This window comes from Paenibacillus oryziterrae (genome assembly GCF_042610485.1).
Lineage (GTDB): Bacteria > Bacillota > Bacilli > Paenibacillales > Paenibacillaceae > Paenibacillus_AQ.
Genome location: NZ_JBGJZO010000001.1, coordinates 285,718 through 300,621, shown reverse-complemented (window position 1 = coordinate 300,621; position 14,904 = coordinate 285,718). Strand labels below are relative to the sequence as shown.

The 14,904-nt window shown below is 46.5% G+C and carries 19 protein-coding genes; 5 read left to right on the top strand and 14 right to left on the bottom strand.

Annotated elements, in window-relative coordinates; all coding sequences use genetic code 11:
- Positions 1-181: 181 nt before the first annotated feature.
- A complete protein-coding gene (locus tag ACAN55_RS01455; protein WP_379127053.1) occupies positions 182-1,105 on the bottom strand; it encodes a tyrosine-type recombinase/integrase in 924 nt (307 codons plus the stop codon).
- Positions 1,106-1,187: 82 nt separating this feature from the next.
- Positions 1,188-2,117: a LysR family transcriptional regulator gene (locus tag ACAN55_RS01450; protein ID WP_379127051.1), complete on the bottom strand. Its 930-nt coding sequence runs from the start codon at positions 2,115-2,117 to the stop codon at positions 1,188-1,190.
- Between the two features lie 129 nt (positions 2,118-2,246).
- Between ACAN55_RS01450 and ACAN55_RS01445 the strand changes: the two genes are divergently transcribed.
- On the top strand, positions 2,247-3,557 hold the full coding sequence (locus ACAN55_RS01445; RefSeq protein ID WP_379127049.1) for an APC family permease: 1,311 nt from the start codon (positions 2,247-2,249) through the stop codon (positions 3,555-3,557).
- 155 nt (positions 3,558-3,712) lie between these two features.
- Here ACAN55_RS01445 and ACAN55_RS01440 read toward each other — a convergent pair whose 3' ends face one another.
- The 6 genes from ACAN55_RS01440 to ACAN55_RS01415 form a co-directional block, all read right to left on the bottom strand.
- Positions 3,713-4,942, bottom strand: coding sequence for an aminotransferase class I/II-fold pyridoxal phosphate-dependent enzyme (locus ACAN55_RS01440; protein WP_379127555.1), 1,230 nt, complete (start codon positions 4,940-4,942; stop codon positions 3,713-3,715).
- 62 nt (positions 4,943-5,004) lie between these two features.
- The gene (locus ACAN55_RS01435; RefSeq protein ID WP_379127047.1) at positions 5,005-5,247 is read right to left on the bottom strand and encodes a hypothetical protein; all 243 of its coding nucleotides are present in this window, start codon (positions 5,245-5,247) and stop codon (positions 5,005-5,007) included.
- A 140-nt stretch (positions 5,248-5,387) separates the two neighbouring features.
- A complete protein-coding gene (locus ACAN55_RS01430) occupies positions 5,388-5,582 on the bottom strand; it encodes a spore gernimation protein GerPD (RefSeq protein WP_379127045.1) in 195 nt (64 codons plus the stop codon).
- Positions 5,563-6,174, bottom strand: a complete 612-nt coding sequence (gerPC, locus tag ACAN55_RS01425) for a spore germination protein GerPC (RefSeq protein WP_379127043.1) — start codon at positions 6,172-6,174, stop codon at positions 5,563-5,565. The genes ACAN55_RS01430 and gerPC overlap by 20 nt, the downstream gene beginning before the upstream one ends.
- A 47-nt stretch (positions 6,175-6,221) precedes the next feature.
- Positions 6,222-6,446, bottom strand: coding sequence for a spore germination protein GerPB (locus tag ACAN55_RS01420; RefSeq protein ID WP_379127041.1), 225 nt, complete (start codon positions 6,444-6,446; stop codon positions 6,222-6,224).
- A gap of 13 nt (positions 6,447-6,459) precedes the next feature.
- The gene (locus tag ACAN55_RS01415) at positions 6,460-6,738 is read right to left on the bottom strand and encodes a spore germination protein (protein WP_379127039.1); all 279 of its coding nucleotides are present in this window, start codon (positions 6,736-6,738) and stop codon (positions 6,460-6,462) included.
- A 60-nt stretch (positions 6,739-6,798) separates the two neighbouring features.
- Here ACAN55_RS01415 and ACAN55_RS01410 point away from each other — a divergent pair, with 60 nt between their 5' ends.
- Positions 6,799-7,248: an Hsp20/alpha crystallin family protein gene (locus ACAN55_RS01410; protein ID WP_379127037.1), complete on the top strand. Its 450-nt coding sequence runs from the start codon at positions 6,799-6,801 to the stop codon at positions 7,246-7,248.
- A gap of 269 nt (positions 7,249-7,517) precedes the next feature.
- Here the strand turns inward: ACAN55_RS01410 and ACAN55_RS01405 are convergent, their stop codons facing one another.
- Positions 7,518-7,943: a MaoC family dehydratase gene (locus ACAN55_RS01405; protein WP_379127034.1), complete on the bottom strand. Its 426-nt coding sequence runs from the start codon at positions 7,941-7,943 to the stop codon at positions 7,518-7,520.
- A gap of 216 nt (positions 7,944-8,159) precedes the next feature.
- Here ACAN55_RS01405 and ACAN55_RS24235 point away from each other — a divergent pair, with 216 nt between their 5' ends.
- A complete protein-coding gene (locus ACAN55_RS24235) occupies positions 8,160-8,345 on the top strand; it encodes a hypothetical protein (RefSeq protein ID WP_489685756.1) in 186 nt (61 codons plus the stop codon).
- Positions 8,346-8,556: 211 nt separating this feature from the next.
- On the opposite strand, the gene ACAN55_RS01400 is transcribed toward ACAN55_RS24235, so the two are convergent.
- Together ACAN55_RS01400 and ACAN55_RS01395 are read right to left on the bottom strand one after the other, a co-directional pair.
- Complete coding sequence (locus tag ACAN55_RS01400) at positions 8,557-9,444, bottom strand: aldo/keto reductase (protein WP_379127032.1); 888 nt, start codon at positions 9,442-9,444, stop codon at positions 8,557-8,559.
- Between the two features lie 183 nt (positions 9,445-9,627).
- Positions 9,628-9,900 (bottom strand): hypothetical protein, encoded by a 273-nt coding sequence (locus ACAN55_RS01395; protein WP_379127030.1) that lies wholly within the window; start codon positions 9,898-9,900, stop codon positions 9,628-9,630.
- Positions 9,901-10,073: 173 nt separating this feature from the next.
- Between ACAN55_RS01395 and ACAN55_RS01390 the strand changes: the two genes are divergently transcribed.
- Positions 10,074-11,297: an MDR family MFS transporter gene (locus ACAN55_RS01390; protein WP_379127027.1), complete on the top strand. Its 1,224-nt coding sequence runs from the start codon at positions 10,074-10,076 to the stop codon at positions 11,295-11,297.
- Between the two features lie 20 nt (positions 11,298-11,317).
- On the opposite strand, the gene ACAN55_RS01385 is transcribed toward ACAN55_RS01390, so the two are convergent.
- The gene (locus ACAN55_RS01385; protein WP_379127025.1) at positions 11,318-12,256 is read right to left on the bottom strand and encodes a helix-turn-helix transcriptional regulator; all 939 of its coding nucleotides are present in this window, start codon (positions 12,254-12,256) and stop codon (positions 11,318-11,320) included.
- A gap of 140 nt (positions 12,257-12,396) precedes the next feature.
- On the opposite strand from ACAN55_RS01385, the gene ACAN55_RS01380 reads away from it, so the two are divergent.
- On the top strand, positions 12,397-13,338 hold the full coding sequence (locus ACAN55_RS01380; protein WP_379127023.1) for a Gfo/Idh/MocA family protein: 942 nt from the start codon (positions 12,397-12,399) through the stop codon (positions 13,336-13,338).
- Positions 13,339-13,509: 171 nt separating this feature from the next.
- Here the strand turns inward: ACAN55_RS01380 and ACAN55_RS01375 are convergent, their stop codons facing one another.
- A complete protein-coding gene (locus ACAN55_RS01375) occupies positions 13,510-13,998 on the bottom strand; it encodes a flavodoxin domain-containing protein (RefSeq protein ID WP_379127021.1) in 489 nt (162 codons plus the stop codon).
- A 17-nt stretch (positions 13,999-14,015) separates the two neighbouring features.
- Positions 14,016-14,894 (bottom strand): hypothetical protein, encoded by an 879-nt coding sequence (locus ACAN55_RS01370; RefSeq protein WP_379127019.1) that lies wholly within the window; start codon positions 14,892-14,894, stop codon positions 14,016-14,018.
- Positions 14,895-14,904: the final 10 nt, after the last annotated feature.

Here is a 14,904-nt window from a genome sequence, read left to right as displayed (position 1 = left end):
TCCATTTCTCTTGTGTCCTCCGCCATGCACAGACGCGTTAACTGATTAAAGTCAGAATTGCTGCCGAGCTCCTAGCCGTGACCCCTTACCATGTTAGCAATTCACAGCAGACTTGTCATCCTAAAAATGCACATTGTGCGTAAATTGTGCGTTAAGTTTACATAACTATTATTATGTAAACTTAACTCTGGATAGGACTTGAGAGATTAATCTCCAGTCTCGACATTGCTTCCTCTTTTTCCCTGCTGGTAATATGTGTATACACCGTAGTTGTCTGTATCGATGAATGCCCGAGCAGCTCTTGAACCGTCCGGAGATCAGCGCCTTTTCTCAACAGCATGGTGGCAAAAGAGTGCCGAAGCTTATGGCTCGAATACGGACGTTGTTGGACAGCGGGTATCTCACTTTGGAACCGGCTGAACGTCTCGGATGCCATTTGCTGAATCCCTCGGATGGATAACCTCCGCCCCTTTTGCGAGATAAACATAGCTTCTTCCTTACTGCGCCAAGGCTTTAACCGTTCTTCGATCGCTTGCTCTAGAAAAGGGACCACATCTTCAGGCACTGGAACATTACGCCATTTGCGCCCTTTACCGAACACCCGCAGCATACGTCTATCCCTCATATAATCGCTAAGATTAAGAACATGAACCTCTCCTACCCGCAACCCCATATAGGACATAAGTAAAAAGACCGCCAAATTGCGCGACCGATATTTGCCTTCGATGGCCGACAGGAATCGCTTGAGATCACTTTCATCTAAGTAGACGGGTTCACGGTTCTTATCGGTCTTTGATTTCTTAATGCCTGCAGCCGGATTGGTGTGATACAGCTCCAGCTCTGCCAATGCTTTGAAGAAACAATTCACAGAGGCGTGTTTCCGGTTTCGGGTAGCATCACTTACTCCCTGCTCCCGTACGGAGGTCAGAAAAGAGATGACGTGCAGCTTCTTGACATCCTCAAGCTTCTTGCCTCTTAGCGTTCCAAGAAACTGACGCACATCCGTAAGATAGGATTTCTGTGTATAGGAGGTATAACCGGCATCTTTCATCCAGATCAGAAACGCTTCCAGTTCTTCCTCGTAATCTTCGCTTCGTTCAACCACGTTTGGGCCTCCCTTGTGTCAGGCCGTCTCATTTATTAGGACAACCTATTGTACCATAGAATAGAGTGACAGGAACCAATCCTTAGACCAGATGATCCCGCATCTCCGTATGCTGCGCATCCCTCCACTGGACTGCGTGCTTCTGTACTGTATCCAGAAAAGTTGATAGAGCAGGTGATATCCACCGCTTGTGGTGATAGATCATTTGGGTGGCGACCCGCTGGGATTCATCGTTCCAATTAAGTCTGGCCAACTTTCCTTCCGCGAGCTCATTTCTTACGGTCACAAGCGGCAGAAAAGAAATGCCAAGGCCGGAAATGACACATTGCTTAATCGCCTCAATGCTCCAGAACTCAAGCGAAGGGTCCAGGAATACGCCATAGCTGTTCAAATGACGCTCGAATAGGGTACGGTAAGTGCATCCCGCTTCGGTATGCAGAATCGTTTCGCTTATTAAATGCTGAGGTTCAACTTCCTCTAGTAGTACCAGAGGATGATTCAGCGGTGCTAATAACGCCATTTCTTCATGAATCAATGTATCAACATGCAAGTCCTTATATTCAGTCTCCGGTTGAAGCAGAAAAGCCAAATCGAGTTCCCCGGATCGGACCAAGCCAGTCAGTTCCATGCAGTCCCCAGGCTTAAGAAGAATTTGCACCTGCGGAAAAGAGCTGCGGAATTCCTTGATAATTCCAGGCAGCCGAAATGCGGCCAAGGACTCCGGTGCGCCGATGCGCAAAGCGCCCGACAACTCCTGATTTGAACGAAGCGCATCCTCGGCCATAAGATGCATTTTGGAGATTTCCTGGGCATATGGCAGCAGGCGTCTGCCTGCATCCGTGAGGATGATTTTTTTGCTGATCCGGTCGAATAGAGGCTGCCCAAGCTCAGCTTCAAGTGATTGGATTTGTGCGGTTATACTGGATTGAGCGTAGTCCAGCTTCTGTGCAGCTCGCGTGAAGCTTCCGGCTTCAACGACAGCCAAGAACGTAAATAGATGTCTGGATTCCATAAGTACCTCCTCTTCATCAACTGAATCATCGGTTTTTTAGATGGATGGTATTCGAAATTTTCGTTTTTCCAATGGATCTATTATCTGATACTCTTATATAAAAGACAAGGAAAGTGAGCTGTTCTTATAATGAAAGAAAAGTTAAATCTGCATAAAAGCATCGGCATGCCGCAGGCGATTGCCCTGTACATCGGTGCCGTACTTGGTTCGGGAGTTTTGATTGTTCCCGGTTTAGCTGCGGAAATGGCTGGACCCGCTTCCCTGCTCGCCTGGGGATTCATGACCTTGCTGATCCTGCCGCTGGCACTGTCCATGGGACTGCTCTCCGCCAAGTATCCGAACGCCGGAGGCGTATCCCATTTTGTCACATTGGCATTTGGACCAAGAGCGGGCGCTCTGGTAGGATGGTTCTTTCTCATGTCTGTACCTATCGGGGGTCCTGTTGCCGCATTAACCGGAGCCGGGTACATGACAGCAGCCATGGGCTGGGGAGATCAAGCGAGGATTGCCCTTGCAGCCGGAATGCTGGCGATCGGCCTTATTACGAATTGGATAGGCATGCAGCTGGCGGGCAAAGTACAGATCGCCGTAGTTATCGCTATTGTAGCTGTACTGGTCTTCTCTTTTGCCGCAGCGCTTCCCCGAATGGAAGCTGTGCATTTCACGCCTTTTGTTCCCCATGGCTGGATGAGCATCGGGCAGGCCGCAGCCATTCTCTTCTGGTGTTTTATCGGCTGGGAAGCCGTGTCGCATCTATCGGAGGAGTTTAAGGATCCACAGCGGGCTGCCGTGAAAGGCGTTACCATCGCCGCCATTGTCGTCGGCATTCTGTATTTTCTGTCTGCGCTTGCCACCGTAGGAACACAAAGCTATCTCCGCGGGGGTTCAGAATCATCACTGGTATGGATAATAAGCCAGCCCCTGGGTGCCTGGGGAGGATTTATCGCTGGCCTGACCGGACTATTCATCTGCACCGCCACTATTATTGCCTATACCGGAGCTGCATCACGAGTAGCTTTCGCTTTATCCCGACAGGGATATGCACCAGAGTGGATGGGCAGGTTGTCCAAACGTTATCACACCCCTGTCGGAGCCATCGGCTTCCTGATGTTCTGTTTTGCGGCAGTACTTATCTTATATGGTAGTGGTATTCTCTCGATCACCACATTAATTCAGTTCCCTAACGCTACTTTTATTCTGACCTATATCGGCGGCTGCGCCGCAGGGATACGACTCCTCAAGGGAAGCCGACTTGGCGTGACAATAAGCTGGATTTCCTTCATTGCAACGGCGGCTGTGTTTCCGTTCACAGGGTGGGCGATTGGCTATCCGGTGCTGATTGCTGTGTTATTCGCGGGTATCATATATTTCCGGGGAGGGGAAAAACACATCAAATTATCTCCTTCAACGTCGGAAAAAAAATCAAAAACAACGGCTTAATGCATTAATTACTCACTACAAAAGCATGGCTGAAGGAAGAGTTATAATTACATTGCAGGAAATCATATATTGATTCTTCCTAATAATAAAAAGCCGGCAGGCCTGCCGGCTTTTTGTTTGTTATATTATATAAAAATAGTTAGGGATAGAATAAATTACTCACCACGCAAATATGTACCAATCCGCTTGGCCGCTTCAAGCAAGCGCCCCTCTTCTTCTACTAGGGCAATACGTACGAAACCCTCACCCTGAGATCCAAAAGCATCACCAGGAATGACGGCTACACCTGTCTTCAGCAGCAGATCCCTGGCAAAATCGCGTGAGCTTGTAAACTCATTACTGCGTTGCCCCTTCGGAAGTGGAGCCCAAATAAACATGGTTGCTTTCGGTTTGGGAACGATCCACCCTTCCTTCGCAAGTGCCTCAACAAATACATCCCGGCGGTGCTCATAGAGCGGACCGACACTGATATCGTAATCGTCTGACATTGCCAGTTCCAAGGCTGCAATAGCAGCTTCCTGAACCGGATTAAACACACCATAATCCATATTGCCCTTCAATTCCCGGAGTGCACCAACAGCTTCCCGATTTCCTGTCATAAATCCGATGCGGCAGCCTGCCATGTTAAAGCTTTTAGAGAAGGAATGAAATTCAACCGCTGTGTCTACAGCCCCGGGAACCTGCAGGATGCTAATCGGCCGATAACCGTCAAAACCCATTTCCGAATAGGCCAGATCATGGATAACGAGCACGTCCCACTTACGGGCAAGCCTAATTAATTTCTCAAAAAAAGTAATATCCACCTCTGTCGAGATCGGATTGCCGGGAAAATTGAGCAGAATAAACGCCGCATCCCGCCATACCTGTTCAGGAATTTGATCCAAGTCCGGCAAAAATTCATTCTCTTTCAGCAGCGGCAGAAACCACGGACGAACCCCGGCAATCGCGAGTGAACCCGAATAGATCGGATAACCCGGATCAGGAACGATTCCTAAGTCTCCCGGATTGCAAATAGCTAATGCTAAATGCGCAAGTCCATCCTGCGACCCCATCAACGACACGATTTCCTCTTCCGGGTCAACCACAACACCAAAACGTTTGTTCATCCAAGCAGCAGCCTGCTTGCGGAATGCTAGACTTCCCTTAGAGGATGGGTAGGAATAGCTGTCTCCTCTAAGCACTGCGGCACTTAAAACTTCACGAATCTGAGGTGCGGGCGCCTGATCCGGGCTACCTATCCCGAGATCGATGACATTCAGACCGTTACTGCTCGCTTCTTCTTTCCATGCTGCCACTTCCGAAAAAATAGAGGAGCCAAGATTCGATAGCTTTTCCGATCTCCATATCCGCTTAGAACCCTTGTAAGTCAAAGGAATCACACCCATTTGTTTTTCCAACTATTATAGCATGGGGTGGCAAAGCCTGACCGTTTAAAATGAGACAGTCCTCATGAGTTTGTGCTATCATCACCTGATTGATTAATGTGGTTAACTTCCTGGATGTTGCTCTGCAACCGGATATAATCATTATTTCCAACTTGGACAGCAGAGCTTCCAGTAATCGAAAGAACCTTAAGGAAGTCCATCTGGATCCGAGCATCCCGGGGATGAAGAAGCATGACAAGTTCACCCACTTCATAATCTTCAGTCCTATTGATAAATGAGCTTGACCCACCCTCTGGTTTATCCATTAGCGAATCATTAGCCGAGAGCATCGTTTCTTTCTGCATCATCTGTCGTGATCTTATGGATCCGGTTTCACCACACACAAAGATTGAAGCTTCAGAAATCGAGTTAATATAGACATTGCCTATGCTAGGAGAGCGCATAATTAGCCCCCTTTGCCTGGAGTTTCGGCTTCCGAATCAGAGTTACCTGAATTATCTGCGTTTTCTGTCTTACTGTCATACTGCGATGAACAATAAATGTTCTGCGAATCTCCGACCAGAAACACGGATGAACCCGCGATGGATATTACTTTTACCGACCCCACTTTTAGTTCTCCATTAACGATTGTTACCTTCATGCAGATTCCCTCCTCCTTCCAAGCTCCATTCTAAATGGTTCTTAACCGCTGTATCGAGATCCCGTTTGATTTGCTCAACAATGGAGGCACAGATTATCTCATCACTCGCCCGCTCGCTTACATGCACCGGAAGCTGGCTTAGATATTCATCAATCCGCCCGCCCAACTGCTGACTAAGGTCATGGGTAACCATTTGAACATACTGTTTGTTTAGCTTCCGCTGCTGCTCTTCGGCATATCTCTGAAACTGCTGCGGCACTTCTTCGTCTACATATTTAATTACCTTAGGACGAATGGATTCCGCCAAAGCGGGGCTAGTTGCATCGTGTGCTCCTGCCTGCTGACCGTTCACCGTCATACCTTCTAGTCCATTACCTTCATTTGGGGTAATTCCTATATTTAAAGTGCCTTCCAGCTTCTCAATCTTGAGCTGTTCAAAATGATAATTGATTGGTCCAATCGTAGAATTAGGGCTGCTTTTCAGCTGGTCCACTTCAGCCTGAAGCTCACTAATCTTTTTCTCCAGTTGTTCCAGCTTCCCATGCTGAATTCTGAGCTGATCAAATACCTGCTGAACATAATATGGATGCATACCATCCCCTCCCATGGTTCATTGTATGCAACGGGCACACCCCTAATTCAGCGTGGATACAGCAGGGCTGGTGCAGGCAGAAGTACTCGGGGAGCAGCGTCTGTTGTCTTATCGTTTCCCGCAGGTGGTGATGCAGGTGAATTACTGGATGTATTATTCGTTGACGAGGCGTTGATTTTCCCGGAAGTACCGATTTGCAGCACAGAGGAATTAGAGAGGTTACCCACGTTCAAATGGTTGATTGAAATACATTGATACACCGAAATATTCATATCGCCCACACCCTTAAGGAGGAGATACCTGATCCACGACATCCGAATCCATCGTATTGGTGCTACTGGCCTGGTTGTTTGTAATATTTGTTCCTATAGAGTCACCAACTGAGAAGGAGTTGGCACCGGCGTATAATTTCGTGTTGCTGCTAAGAATGACGGAAGCCGTATTCCCCACGAGAACCGTGGAGCTTGGACCTACGCTGTTGATCTTGATGTTCCCGATAATGGAAACCACGCATCCACTCCTCCCTTCCGCATGATACGCCATTCTATGTAGATATTCGCCCATGTGTCACTGACTAAGTGTTTCGCCCATACATTGTATACATATCAAGGAGGTGCGCGATTCATGCGGTCTAATAAGTCGAATCCAATGAATTGGCTGAATGAGGATCCTTTTTTTAAACAGCAATTATCACTGAAGGGTCTTGAAGAGCAATGGAAGCTGGACCCGAATCAAATCGATGGCTATGTGGAAAATATCATTCGTGAAGCAACCTCTTCTGCGCTGTCGGCCGGAGGAACAAAACTACGATACGAGCACTTAGATACGCACAACTATCTGATTACCAAAATCGTGATCCCTGAGAAGATTCATCCCGAGAATATCTGGGTGCAGCTCAACCGGACTCAAATCAGGATCAATGGGTTAGGTGAAGACAACAGCGAAATCATTCCACTGCCATACCCTGTCAATCCGGATCGAAGCAAAGGAACATTCAAGCAGCGTTCCCTTCAGCTCCGAATGCTAAAACTCCAAGCAGGACGATATAAAGATATTGAGGTCCGATTTTTATAAAAAAACCATTAATTTTCGCACCCACTTGTCCGTGAGAACTCGTGAAAAGCGCTCAGAACTAAAACAGCGTATAATTTATGTTATACGCTGTTTTTTTGGGGTATTTTTCACCCCTAAAACGTTAATATCTTAACGCAATCTTCATTTATCCTCCGAAAAGCATGATTTTCACTTATGAAATAAAAAAAGGCTCCGGAGAAATCCCGGAACCTTCTTAAATTGTAACTTAAGTCTACATTTGAACCAGATCGCTGACTTTCAAATTCACTTCACTTCTTCACCAGTACGGATAAATCACCTTCAAACACTTTCTCATCTTTCTGATTGAATGTCGACAACAACACAGTAACGCTACCTGTTTCATTCTTCTTCTCTTGTACAGCAGTTACCTCAACAAGGGTATGTAATTCATCATCCGGATAGACTGGCTTGATAAATTTAAGATTATTCATAGAAGTCCCGGCAATAACATCCTCTCCGTAGACACCCGTCTCCACCCATAGCTTAAAAGATACAGCAATAGTTTGAATACCGGAGGCGATGATTCCATTAAACCGTCCTTCCTTTGCTTTATCCTCATCCAAATGCATATATTGCGGGTCAAACTCCGCTGCAAATCTAGTAATGTCCTCTTTTGTTAATTTTAATGATTTGCTTTTAAATTCTTGTCCAACATAAAATTCATTAAATCGCATGTATACACCTCATAGTTGAATTAATATATGTTTTTATACTAGTGCAATATAACATAATTAATCAAGTTAAGCTGTCCATTAGTTCAGTGCGAAGACTGATTCTATAATTATGCTCTTTGAGATAAAAGTCTTTAAGGGCAAGAGCTCCCCGGTATATGGAAAACCTCTCTTCTACTGATCCAATCGCCTGCATAGCTATAAGAGTAGACATCAATAATGAAGGTGGGACTTTTCATGGCTAAGAATAAACGCGGCAAATCACTCTGGCGTATGCCCTCGCGCGCGCGAGGTACTTGCCCTATCTGCGGCAGCACCCGTATTAAACTCCTCTACCCTCTCAGAGGGCCGGCAGGTAACGTCGTTAATGTATGCAAGAAGTGTCAGGGCAAACAGGTGGTATAAAGATAAATCCGTTTAAAAGAAAGTACATAAAGGTGTCTCACAAGCCATGGCTATGGCGCGGGGCACCTTTTGCATTATAAAATCACGGAAATTATTTTCCTTTCACCGAAAACAAACGGAACTCTCAACTTAGAGCTGACACCCATGCTGGGCGTACTAAAAAAGCACATACCGCGTATGCGGTATGTGCTTTGAAGTTTTATTCACCCTATTAAGTTTGTCCGACCCAATCAGGAGCGGCTACACTGCGCCAAATGCTGCGAATCTCCTCATATTGCTCGACTGGGAGCTGACCTTTGCTGAGTAGAGCTGCATTCTGCTGCCAACGTTCCGGATTGCGGGTACCTACAATAGCTGTATGTACACCGGGAGTGCTTAATGTGAAACGAAGTGCAGTTTCTACACTGGTCTGCCGATCGCCAAGAAAGCTATAGGCAAGATCGCGTATACGGTTCCAGTAGATATAAGGGTATTCCGATTCATCCATAGTTTCGAACAGCCAAGCCGCATTGGCAATCGGACGTTTAGCAGTTACACCCATGTTACGTTTGATAGCCTCGCCTAAGGTCAAATCGATAACTTCCTGGTCAGCGATGTTGACTGAAGTCTGGAGACTGTCAAAAACACCGGTCTGAACGGCATAGAGTGCATCCTTACGGTCTCCACTGTAGCCAATATAACGGGTTTTGCCCGCCTGTTTGGCACGCTGTAGAACTTCTATAACCCCACCCTCACGCAGTACCTCTTCCCGGCAGCTATGTAAGTGAATCATATCCACATAGTCGGTCTTCAGGCGCTTAAGGCTGCGGTCAATGCTTTTCTCCAACAGCTTAAGATCCCAATCCGGATAATCCATACCTGCGGCATGTCCACATTTGGTGAACAGATAGTAATCGCTTCGGCGGTTACCCAACGTCTTGCCAATCAATTCCTCGCTGTTGCCATAGCATTCCGCGGTATCAATCAGATTAAGCCCCGCATCAACGGCGCTTCCAAGCAAGCGGTCAACCGTCTTCTCATCCGAACTGCCGATTTCAGACCCGCCAAAACCAAGAACACTCACTTCCATGTCGGTATTGCCATATTTGCGCTTTTCCAAAATAGAGGTCTCCCCTTTAGCGATGAGATATAATGTAGAGCTGCTTATGAAGAAAGCACATCTTATACATTATACCCTTCACCACAAAAAGGAAACGGTATCTTATTCACGAATAGATTTGCATATTTTCACGAAAAGATTTGCTTATCATGATTAAGTAAGGCTGCTTCAATGATTCGTGATCTATTCAGTGTCTGCGGGAATCGAACCAAATCTTTGCTCTTCCTCAGCCAACGCTTCCTCCACAAGCTCTACACCCTGTCCGTCAACTGACCGGACTTTTGCCCGATGGATAGCTTGTCTGGTATGTTGCAGACTGTTCTCGGCCTGCTCCAGCGTCTGCTCACTCGGATGGCTTAACGCTTGAGAAATGGAATTATGCAGCTTGTTCACCGAGCCTTGTGCTTGGGATACGTTGGTATTAGTCGGCAGACTGGAATCGTAATGTTCGCTCATAAGTAGAGAATTCTCCCTTCATCTATATCACTAGGATTACCTTAGCATGGTTAGGAATAGTGTTTCTTATGCATGTTGCACTGGAATTCAGGGGTATTCAGTGGATTCGGAATCGTATAGAATGAGAGATGTTATGTTCAAACCATCACGCAGACAAGGAGAACCCCGAATTTATGAATCAGCATTTACGCCATATTCACCCCTTGGCCTGGACGATCATTATCGGAACCATGTTCGGCCGTCTGGTCACCTCAATGAGCATTCCCTTTCTGTCCATCTATCTTACTCAAGTTCTGGGCGCTTCACCGACACAAACCGGATTCACAGTTGCCGTCAGCTCACTGGCGGGTGTTATGGTCAGTTTCTATGGTGGTTATATTTCTGATGTCGTAGGCCGCAGAATCGTCATGCTCGTCTCTGTATTTGGCTGGGCCAGTGTATTCTTTGGCTTCTCCGCTGCACAGCACTTATGGGTGTTCTTCCTGATCAATACGCTTAATGGATTATGCCGCGCTGTGTTCGAACCCACGTCTCGCGCACTGCTATCAGATATCACTCCACCGGACAATAAACTCCTGGTATTTAACCTGAGGTATGCAGCGGTCAATCTGGGAGTCGTATTCGGTCCAATTATTGGTCTTCAGCTCGGTTCGGCGAAGTCAACATTCCCTTTCCTCATCGCCGGAATCGTCTACGTCGCTTACGGTATTGTATTGTTCATGCAGTTCAAGGTTCACCATAAAAGCCTGCCCGGCAAGTCAACTGCCGTTGCCCCTCGTTTAAAAATTGCCCTTGCGACAACAGGACGGGATCGTGTGTTTCTTCCGGTGCTCATCGGAACCATTTTTTGCGTGCTGGGTTACGGTCACTTCAGTTCTACCTTGGCTCAGTATCTGGCCATGAATCCTCTTTTTACCGATGGGGGCAAGGTCTTCTCCTATATGCTATCGCTTAATGCCGTAACTGTTCTGGTTGTGCAGTATCCAATCGTCCGCACCGCAAGTAAATTTCCACCGCTCGTGCCGCTCATACTCGGAAATACCTGCGTGGCGCTAAGTCTCCTTCTATTCGGTTTGGCTGGAGGAATTGCCTTGCTGATGTTCAGTGTGGTGCTATTCACCATTGGTGAAGTTCTGCTCTTCACGATGATGGATATGCTGATTGACCGGATCGCCAAGCCGGAATGGAAAGGTACATACTTCGGAACGATTGGATTTAACAACCTAGGTAATGTAATTGCTCCAATCTTCGGAGGTCTGTTGCTAGATCATTATGGCCCACAACATGGGCCTGCCGTCTTTATTCCACTGTCTTTAACCGCCGCCTTAGGGCTTCCTTTCCTGATCACTGCTCACAGAAGACTCGTGGCTCGGGAGAAAGGATCTCAAGCAAGGTAACATAATAATTATTATGTTACCTAATTGTATAACTGGCTAAGATACAGCAACCTTTCTTTTGCAAAAAACCTCATTTCTTCCGGCCCTATGATTTCGGCTTGTCCAAAAATAGGCGCAATCAGCTTACAGGCATCTTCATAACTGTACATGTTAATCGTTGCTCTAAAGCCTTCGCCATCATCGCTTAGCTCCAGAACTTCAAGCGTCTGCAGCATATTTTCATAGTTCTTGTCCGCTCTAATGACTACAGGATACATCTCTTCTTCTCTTCGTGACTGCTTGAATATCAGTTGCTGGCTGCGCCAGTATTGCTCCAGAGAGAAGGTTGCTGGAATCTCGTAGAATTCACTAAGGTGCACGACAGACTGGATTCTCTCGCATTTAAAGGTTCGTATGTCGCCAGCCTCGTGACAATAGGCAATCAGGTACCAGTCCATTTGTTTCACAACAAGTCCATAAGGCTCCAGAGTACGTGTAGAGCAATCGCGAGTGACTTTGCAGTACGTGACCTTGATTGTCTCCGTTCTCCATAGTGCGGTTCTGATTTCTTCAAGAAAAGGTACGGCAGGCCGTTCGCTCCACCATGGTGTCTCGTCAAATAGAAATCTCTTTTTAGCCTTGCTGATATCGCTTTGATAAGCGTGCGGCAAGGTTTTTTCCAGCTTCAAGAGAGCATTCTTTAGCCTTAAGGCAGAGTCGCTCCCTCCTCCAGAATAAATCCCCATACCTGTTAAATACAGCTGGATCACATCATCTCCATGAAGCTGCTTCAGATTCACCGTGTATCCCTCCATTAAGGAGATGCCCCCATTAGGCCCTGGGGTCGAAAGCAGCGGGATTCCGCTCTCTGATAGCACATCAATATCTCGATAAATCGAGCGAACGGATGTCTCCAAAGCAGATGCGAGTTCACTGGCTCTCAGCTTCCCCCGTGATTCCAGCAATAACAAAATAGCCATTAAGCGGTGCAGCCGCAACATAATCCCCCCCGGTATAAACCATAGTGAAATAAAATCAGCGAGCATGAATAATTCATGCCACTCTGTTGTCAACAATCCAAGTATATCATTAGAATTAACCAAGGAAAGGATGGATTCTGATGAATATTGGAGTACTCGGGACAGGATTCGGAGCGTATCATGCCAAGTTATTCTCGAACATGGGCACAGTCGGTAAAGTAGTGGTATATGGTAGAAATCCTGAGAAGCTGCAACAGCTGCAGAAAGAATTGAATTTGGAGGTAACGACGAAGATTGAAGATATCCTGCTTGATCCGGACATTGGAGTGGTTGACATTTGTCTGCCTTCCAACCTCCACCGGTTCTACGCAATCGAAGCTATGAAGAATGGTAAAGATGTGTTGTGCGAAACTCCGGTGTGCTTAAATGCTGATGATCTGAACGCGATGATCTTGGCTCAAGAGCAGTATGCACGGCGTATTTTCGTGAATCAGTTCATAAAGTTTGATCCCGCATATCAATATTTGTACGAGTCGGTCAGAAACAGAACCTATGGGAAGCTTTTATCGTTTACCTTGCGAAGAGAAACCTCTCCTCTCTGGGGCAATTTGGGGCTCGATCAGATCACGGCCAATTTAATGATTCATGACCTGGATTTTATGGTCTGGATGTTTGGCTCTACTCTTCCTTATCAGGTCTGGGGGACACATGGAATAGATAAAGATCAGGCTATAGTGCATCTCACCTGCGAACTCAAGGATACTTTCGCCGAGATTTTATCATCATCACAGATGCCAGCCGGTTATCCATTTACAGTCGGATATGAGGCTTATTTTGAATCGGCAAAGCTTGTATTCCAGGAGATTAATCAACTGAACGGTGAAGTTACTGCCACGTTAGATGAGTATACCTCTTCAGTCAAAAGACAATTGGAATTGATTCCGGCAGACCCCTATGAGAAGAGCCTGAGCCACATGGTTCAGTGTGTTGAAGATGGTTCGAGTTCTATCCTCTCTCTTGAACATGCCAGTCATTCCTTATCTATTGCACTGGAAGCGCAGCAGAGACTGATGCGTCTCTAAACACTAAAAAAGCCTGCTTCTTTAGGCTTCCGACTGGAGCAGGCCTTTAAAACCATTGTTTATGTGAGTAGGTATCACAATTGGATGCATATGAAGGTATGATCTAGAATGAACTCAATGTTATTTGATCTTCTATTCTGAATTTTTCATATGATGAAATTAGCACAATAATTAAAGTTGAGGAACACCGTTCTTCATGATTTGGGCAAAACGGTCGATGGCATCCATATGCAGACCCGGAGATAATTCTTTCCCTTTTACCGCGCGCAGAATAACTTTGTCCATGAGGGTCATCTTTCTGAAATCATATTCATCGCCAAATACTTCGGTTGCTTCCGCATGAATTAGCAGTTCCACCGGAAATGCTGTATGCAGCTCCTGTGCAGCCTGATCACCCTTCATTCCAGCGCATACGAACAAACCAAGTCTTTTGCCCGCTAACTCAGACTTTTTCTTGTCTACGAATGCCGTCATTTCCTTCTGTATTTTCCCGTAGTAGATGGATCCGCCCAGAATTACGGTGTCATATCCCCTGATTTCAGGCTCCTGGGTTCGGCTAAGTTTCACAACGTCCGCATCGCCCCCCATTTTGGATTTTAGCAGCAGAGCTGCTTTCTCCGTACAGCCGTATTTCGAAGTATAAACTATAATGGTCTTCATTCTCACGCACTCCCCTTTCATATTCTATCTGCTTCCGGCTCCCGAACGTGCTTCAATAGTACGAACATCCACCACACAATCCACACGTTAAAAGCTGGAAACAGAATGAGTTCTATCAAGGAAACTTTTGTGCCCGTATAGAGCATAGCTCCAAGCATGGCTGAGATGGCCGTTAACAGGGTAACACCCTTGAGGATAATCACCGCCCCCAGTAAATAACCACTGGACTTTCTGCGGATTGACATCCAGCCAGCCGTTACCGCCGTAGGTACGATTATAGCAAGATCCAAGGCCTGAATCGTCAGCGTACTGTAATGTTCCAGCCCGACCGGAATCGATCCTTGAATGAGCGTTTTAATGATTTTTCCGAGCCATAGCATGGCAATCATAAAGGCTAGAACCCATAGGTAAATTGCAGTAGACTTAGCAGGAAAAGTATCCTTGAATACCTTATCCATACGATCTCTCTCGAAAGAAAGCATACACAGCACAAACCCGAAAAACGAAGCTGAGAACAACATTGCATACACCAGGAACATGGAGTTATACATGGCAAGAAAACAGTAGGAGGCGTACGTGTACAGAAAATATCCCAGCGTTCCCGTGAGCAGCAGCCGCCCTTTTACCAGCCCTTTGGAGGTCATGATTAATGCGGCAATCAGCAGAGGAATCCCTGCAAAAAGTGTGACACCATCCTGCGCTTTGGCTTGTGTAGCCATGGAAACCGACTCATCGGCGTACAATCCTGCACCCGAGATATGCACTGTCTCCCCCCGAATGGATGTGTAGATGTATTCGCCTTCCCCAGCATTTGAGAATAGTCCGTACCCTGATGCCAAAGCCGCTAATACGATGATCAGAATACATAAGGCAACAACTCTCTTCAAATGCTTCATTCCCACGTTC

Excerpts from the sequence above, each read along its gene's own strand:
- ACAN55_RS01450 (WP_379127051.1), bottom strand. The coding sequence starts at position 2,117 with ATGGAATCCAGACATCTATTTACGTTCTTGGCTGTCGTTGAAGCCGGA.
- ACAN55_RS01445 (WP_379127049.1), top strand. The coding sequence starts at position 2,247 with ATGAAAGAAAAGTTAAATCTGCATAAAAGCATCGGCATGCCGCAGGCG.
- ACAN55_RS01440 (WP_379127555.1), bottom strand. The coding sequence starts at position 4,942 with ATGGGTGTGATTCCTTTGACTTACAAGGGTTCTAAGCGGATATGGAGA.
- ACAN55_RS01435 (WP_379127047.1), bottom strand. The coding sequence starts at position 5,247 with ATGGATAAACCAGAGGGTGGGTCAAGCTCATTTATCAATAGGACTGAA.
- ACAN55_RS01430 (WP_379127045.1), bottom strand. The coding sequence starts at position 5,582 with ATGAAGGTAACAATCGTTAATGGAGAACTAAAAGTGGGGTCGGTAAAA.
- gerPC (WP_379127043.1), bottom strand. The coding sequence starts at position 6,174 with ATGCATCCATATTATGTTCAGCAGGTATTTGATCAGCTCAGAATTCAG.
- ACAN55_RS01420 (WP_379127041.1), bottom strand. The coding sequence starts at position 6,446 with ATGAATATTTCGGTGTATCAATGTATTTCAATCAACCATTTGAACGTG.
- ACAN55_RS01415 (WP_379127039.1), bottom strand. The coding sequence starts at position 6,738 with ATGGGCGAATATCTACATAGAATGGCGTATCATGCGGAAGGGAGGAGT.
- ACAN55_RS01410 (WP_379127037.1), top strand. The coding sequence starts at position 6,799 with ATGCGGTCTAATAAGTCGAATCCAATGAATTGGCTGAATGAGGATCCT.
- ACAN55_RS01405 (WP_379127034.1), bottom strand. The coding sequence starts at position 7,943 with ATGCGATTTAATGAATTTTATGTTGGACAAGAATTTAAAAGCAAATCA.
- ACAN55_RS24235 (WP_489685756.1), top strand. The coding sequence starts at position 8,160 with ATGAAGGTGGGACTTTTCATGGCTAAGAATAAACGCGGCAAATCACTC.
- ACAN55_RS01395 (WP_379127030.1), bottom strand. The coding sequence starts at position 9,900 with ATGAGCGAACATTACGATTCCAGTCTGCCGACTAATACCAACGTATCC.
- ACAN55_RS01390 (WP_379127027.1), top strand. The coding sequence starts at position 10,074 with ATGAATCAGCATTTACGCCATATTCACCCCTTGGCCTGGACGATCATT.
- ACAN55_RS01385 (WP_379127025.1), bottom strand. The coding sequence starts at position 12,256 with ATGGCTATTTTGTTATTGCTGGAATCACGGGGGAAGCTGAGAGCCAGT.
- ACAN55_RS01380 (WP_379127023.1), top strand. The coding sequence starts at position 12,397 with ATGAATATTGGAGTACTCGGGACAGGATTCGGAGCGTATCATGCCAAG.
- ACAN55_RS01375 (WP_379127021.1), bottom strand. The coding sequence starts at position 13,998 with ATGAAGACCATTATAGTTTATACTTCGAAATACGGCTGTACGGAGAAA.
- ACAN55_RS01370 (WP_379127019.1), bottom strand. The coding sequence starts at position 14,894 with ATGAAGCATTTGAAGAGAGTTGTTGCCTTATGTATTCTGATCATCGTA.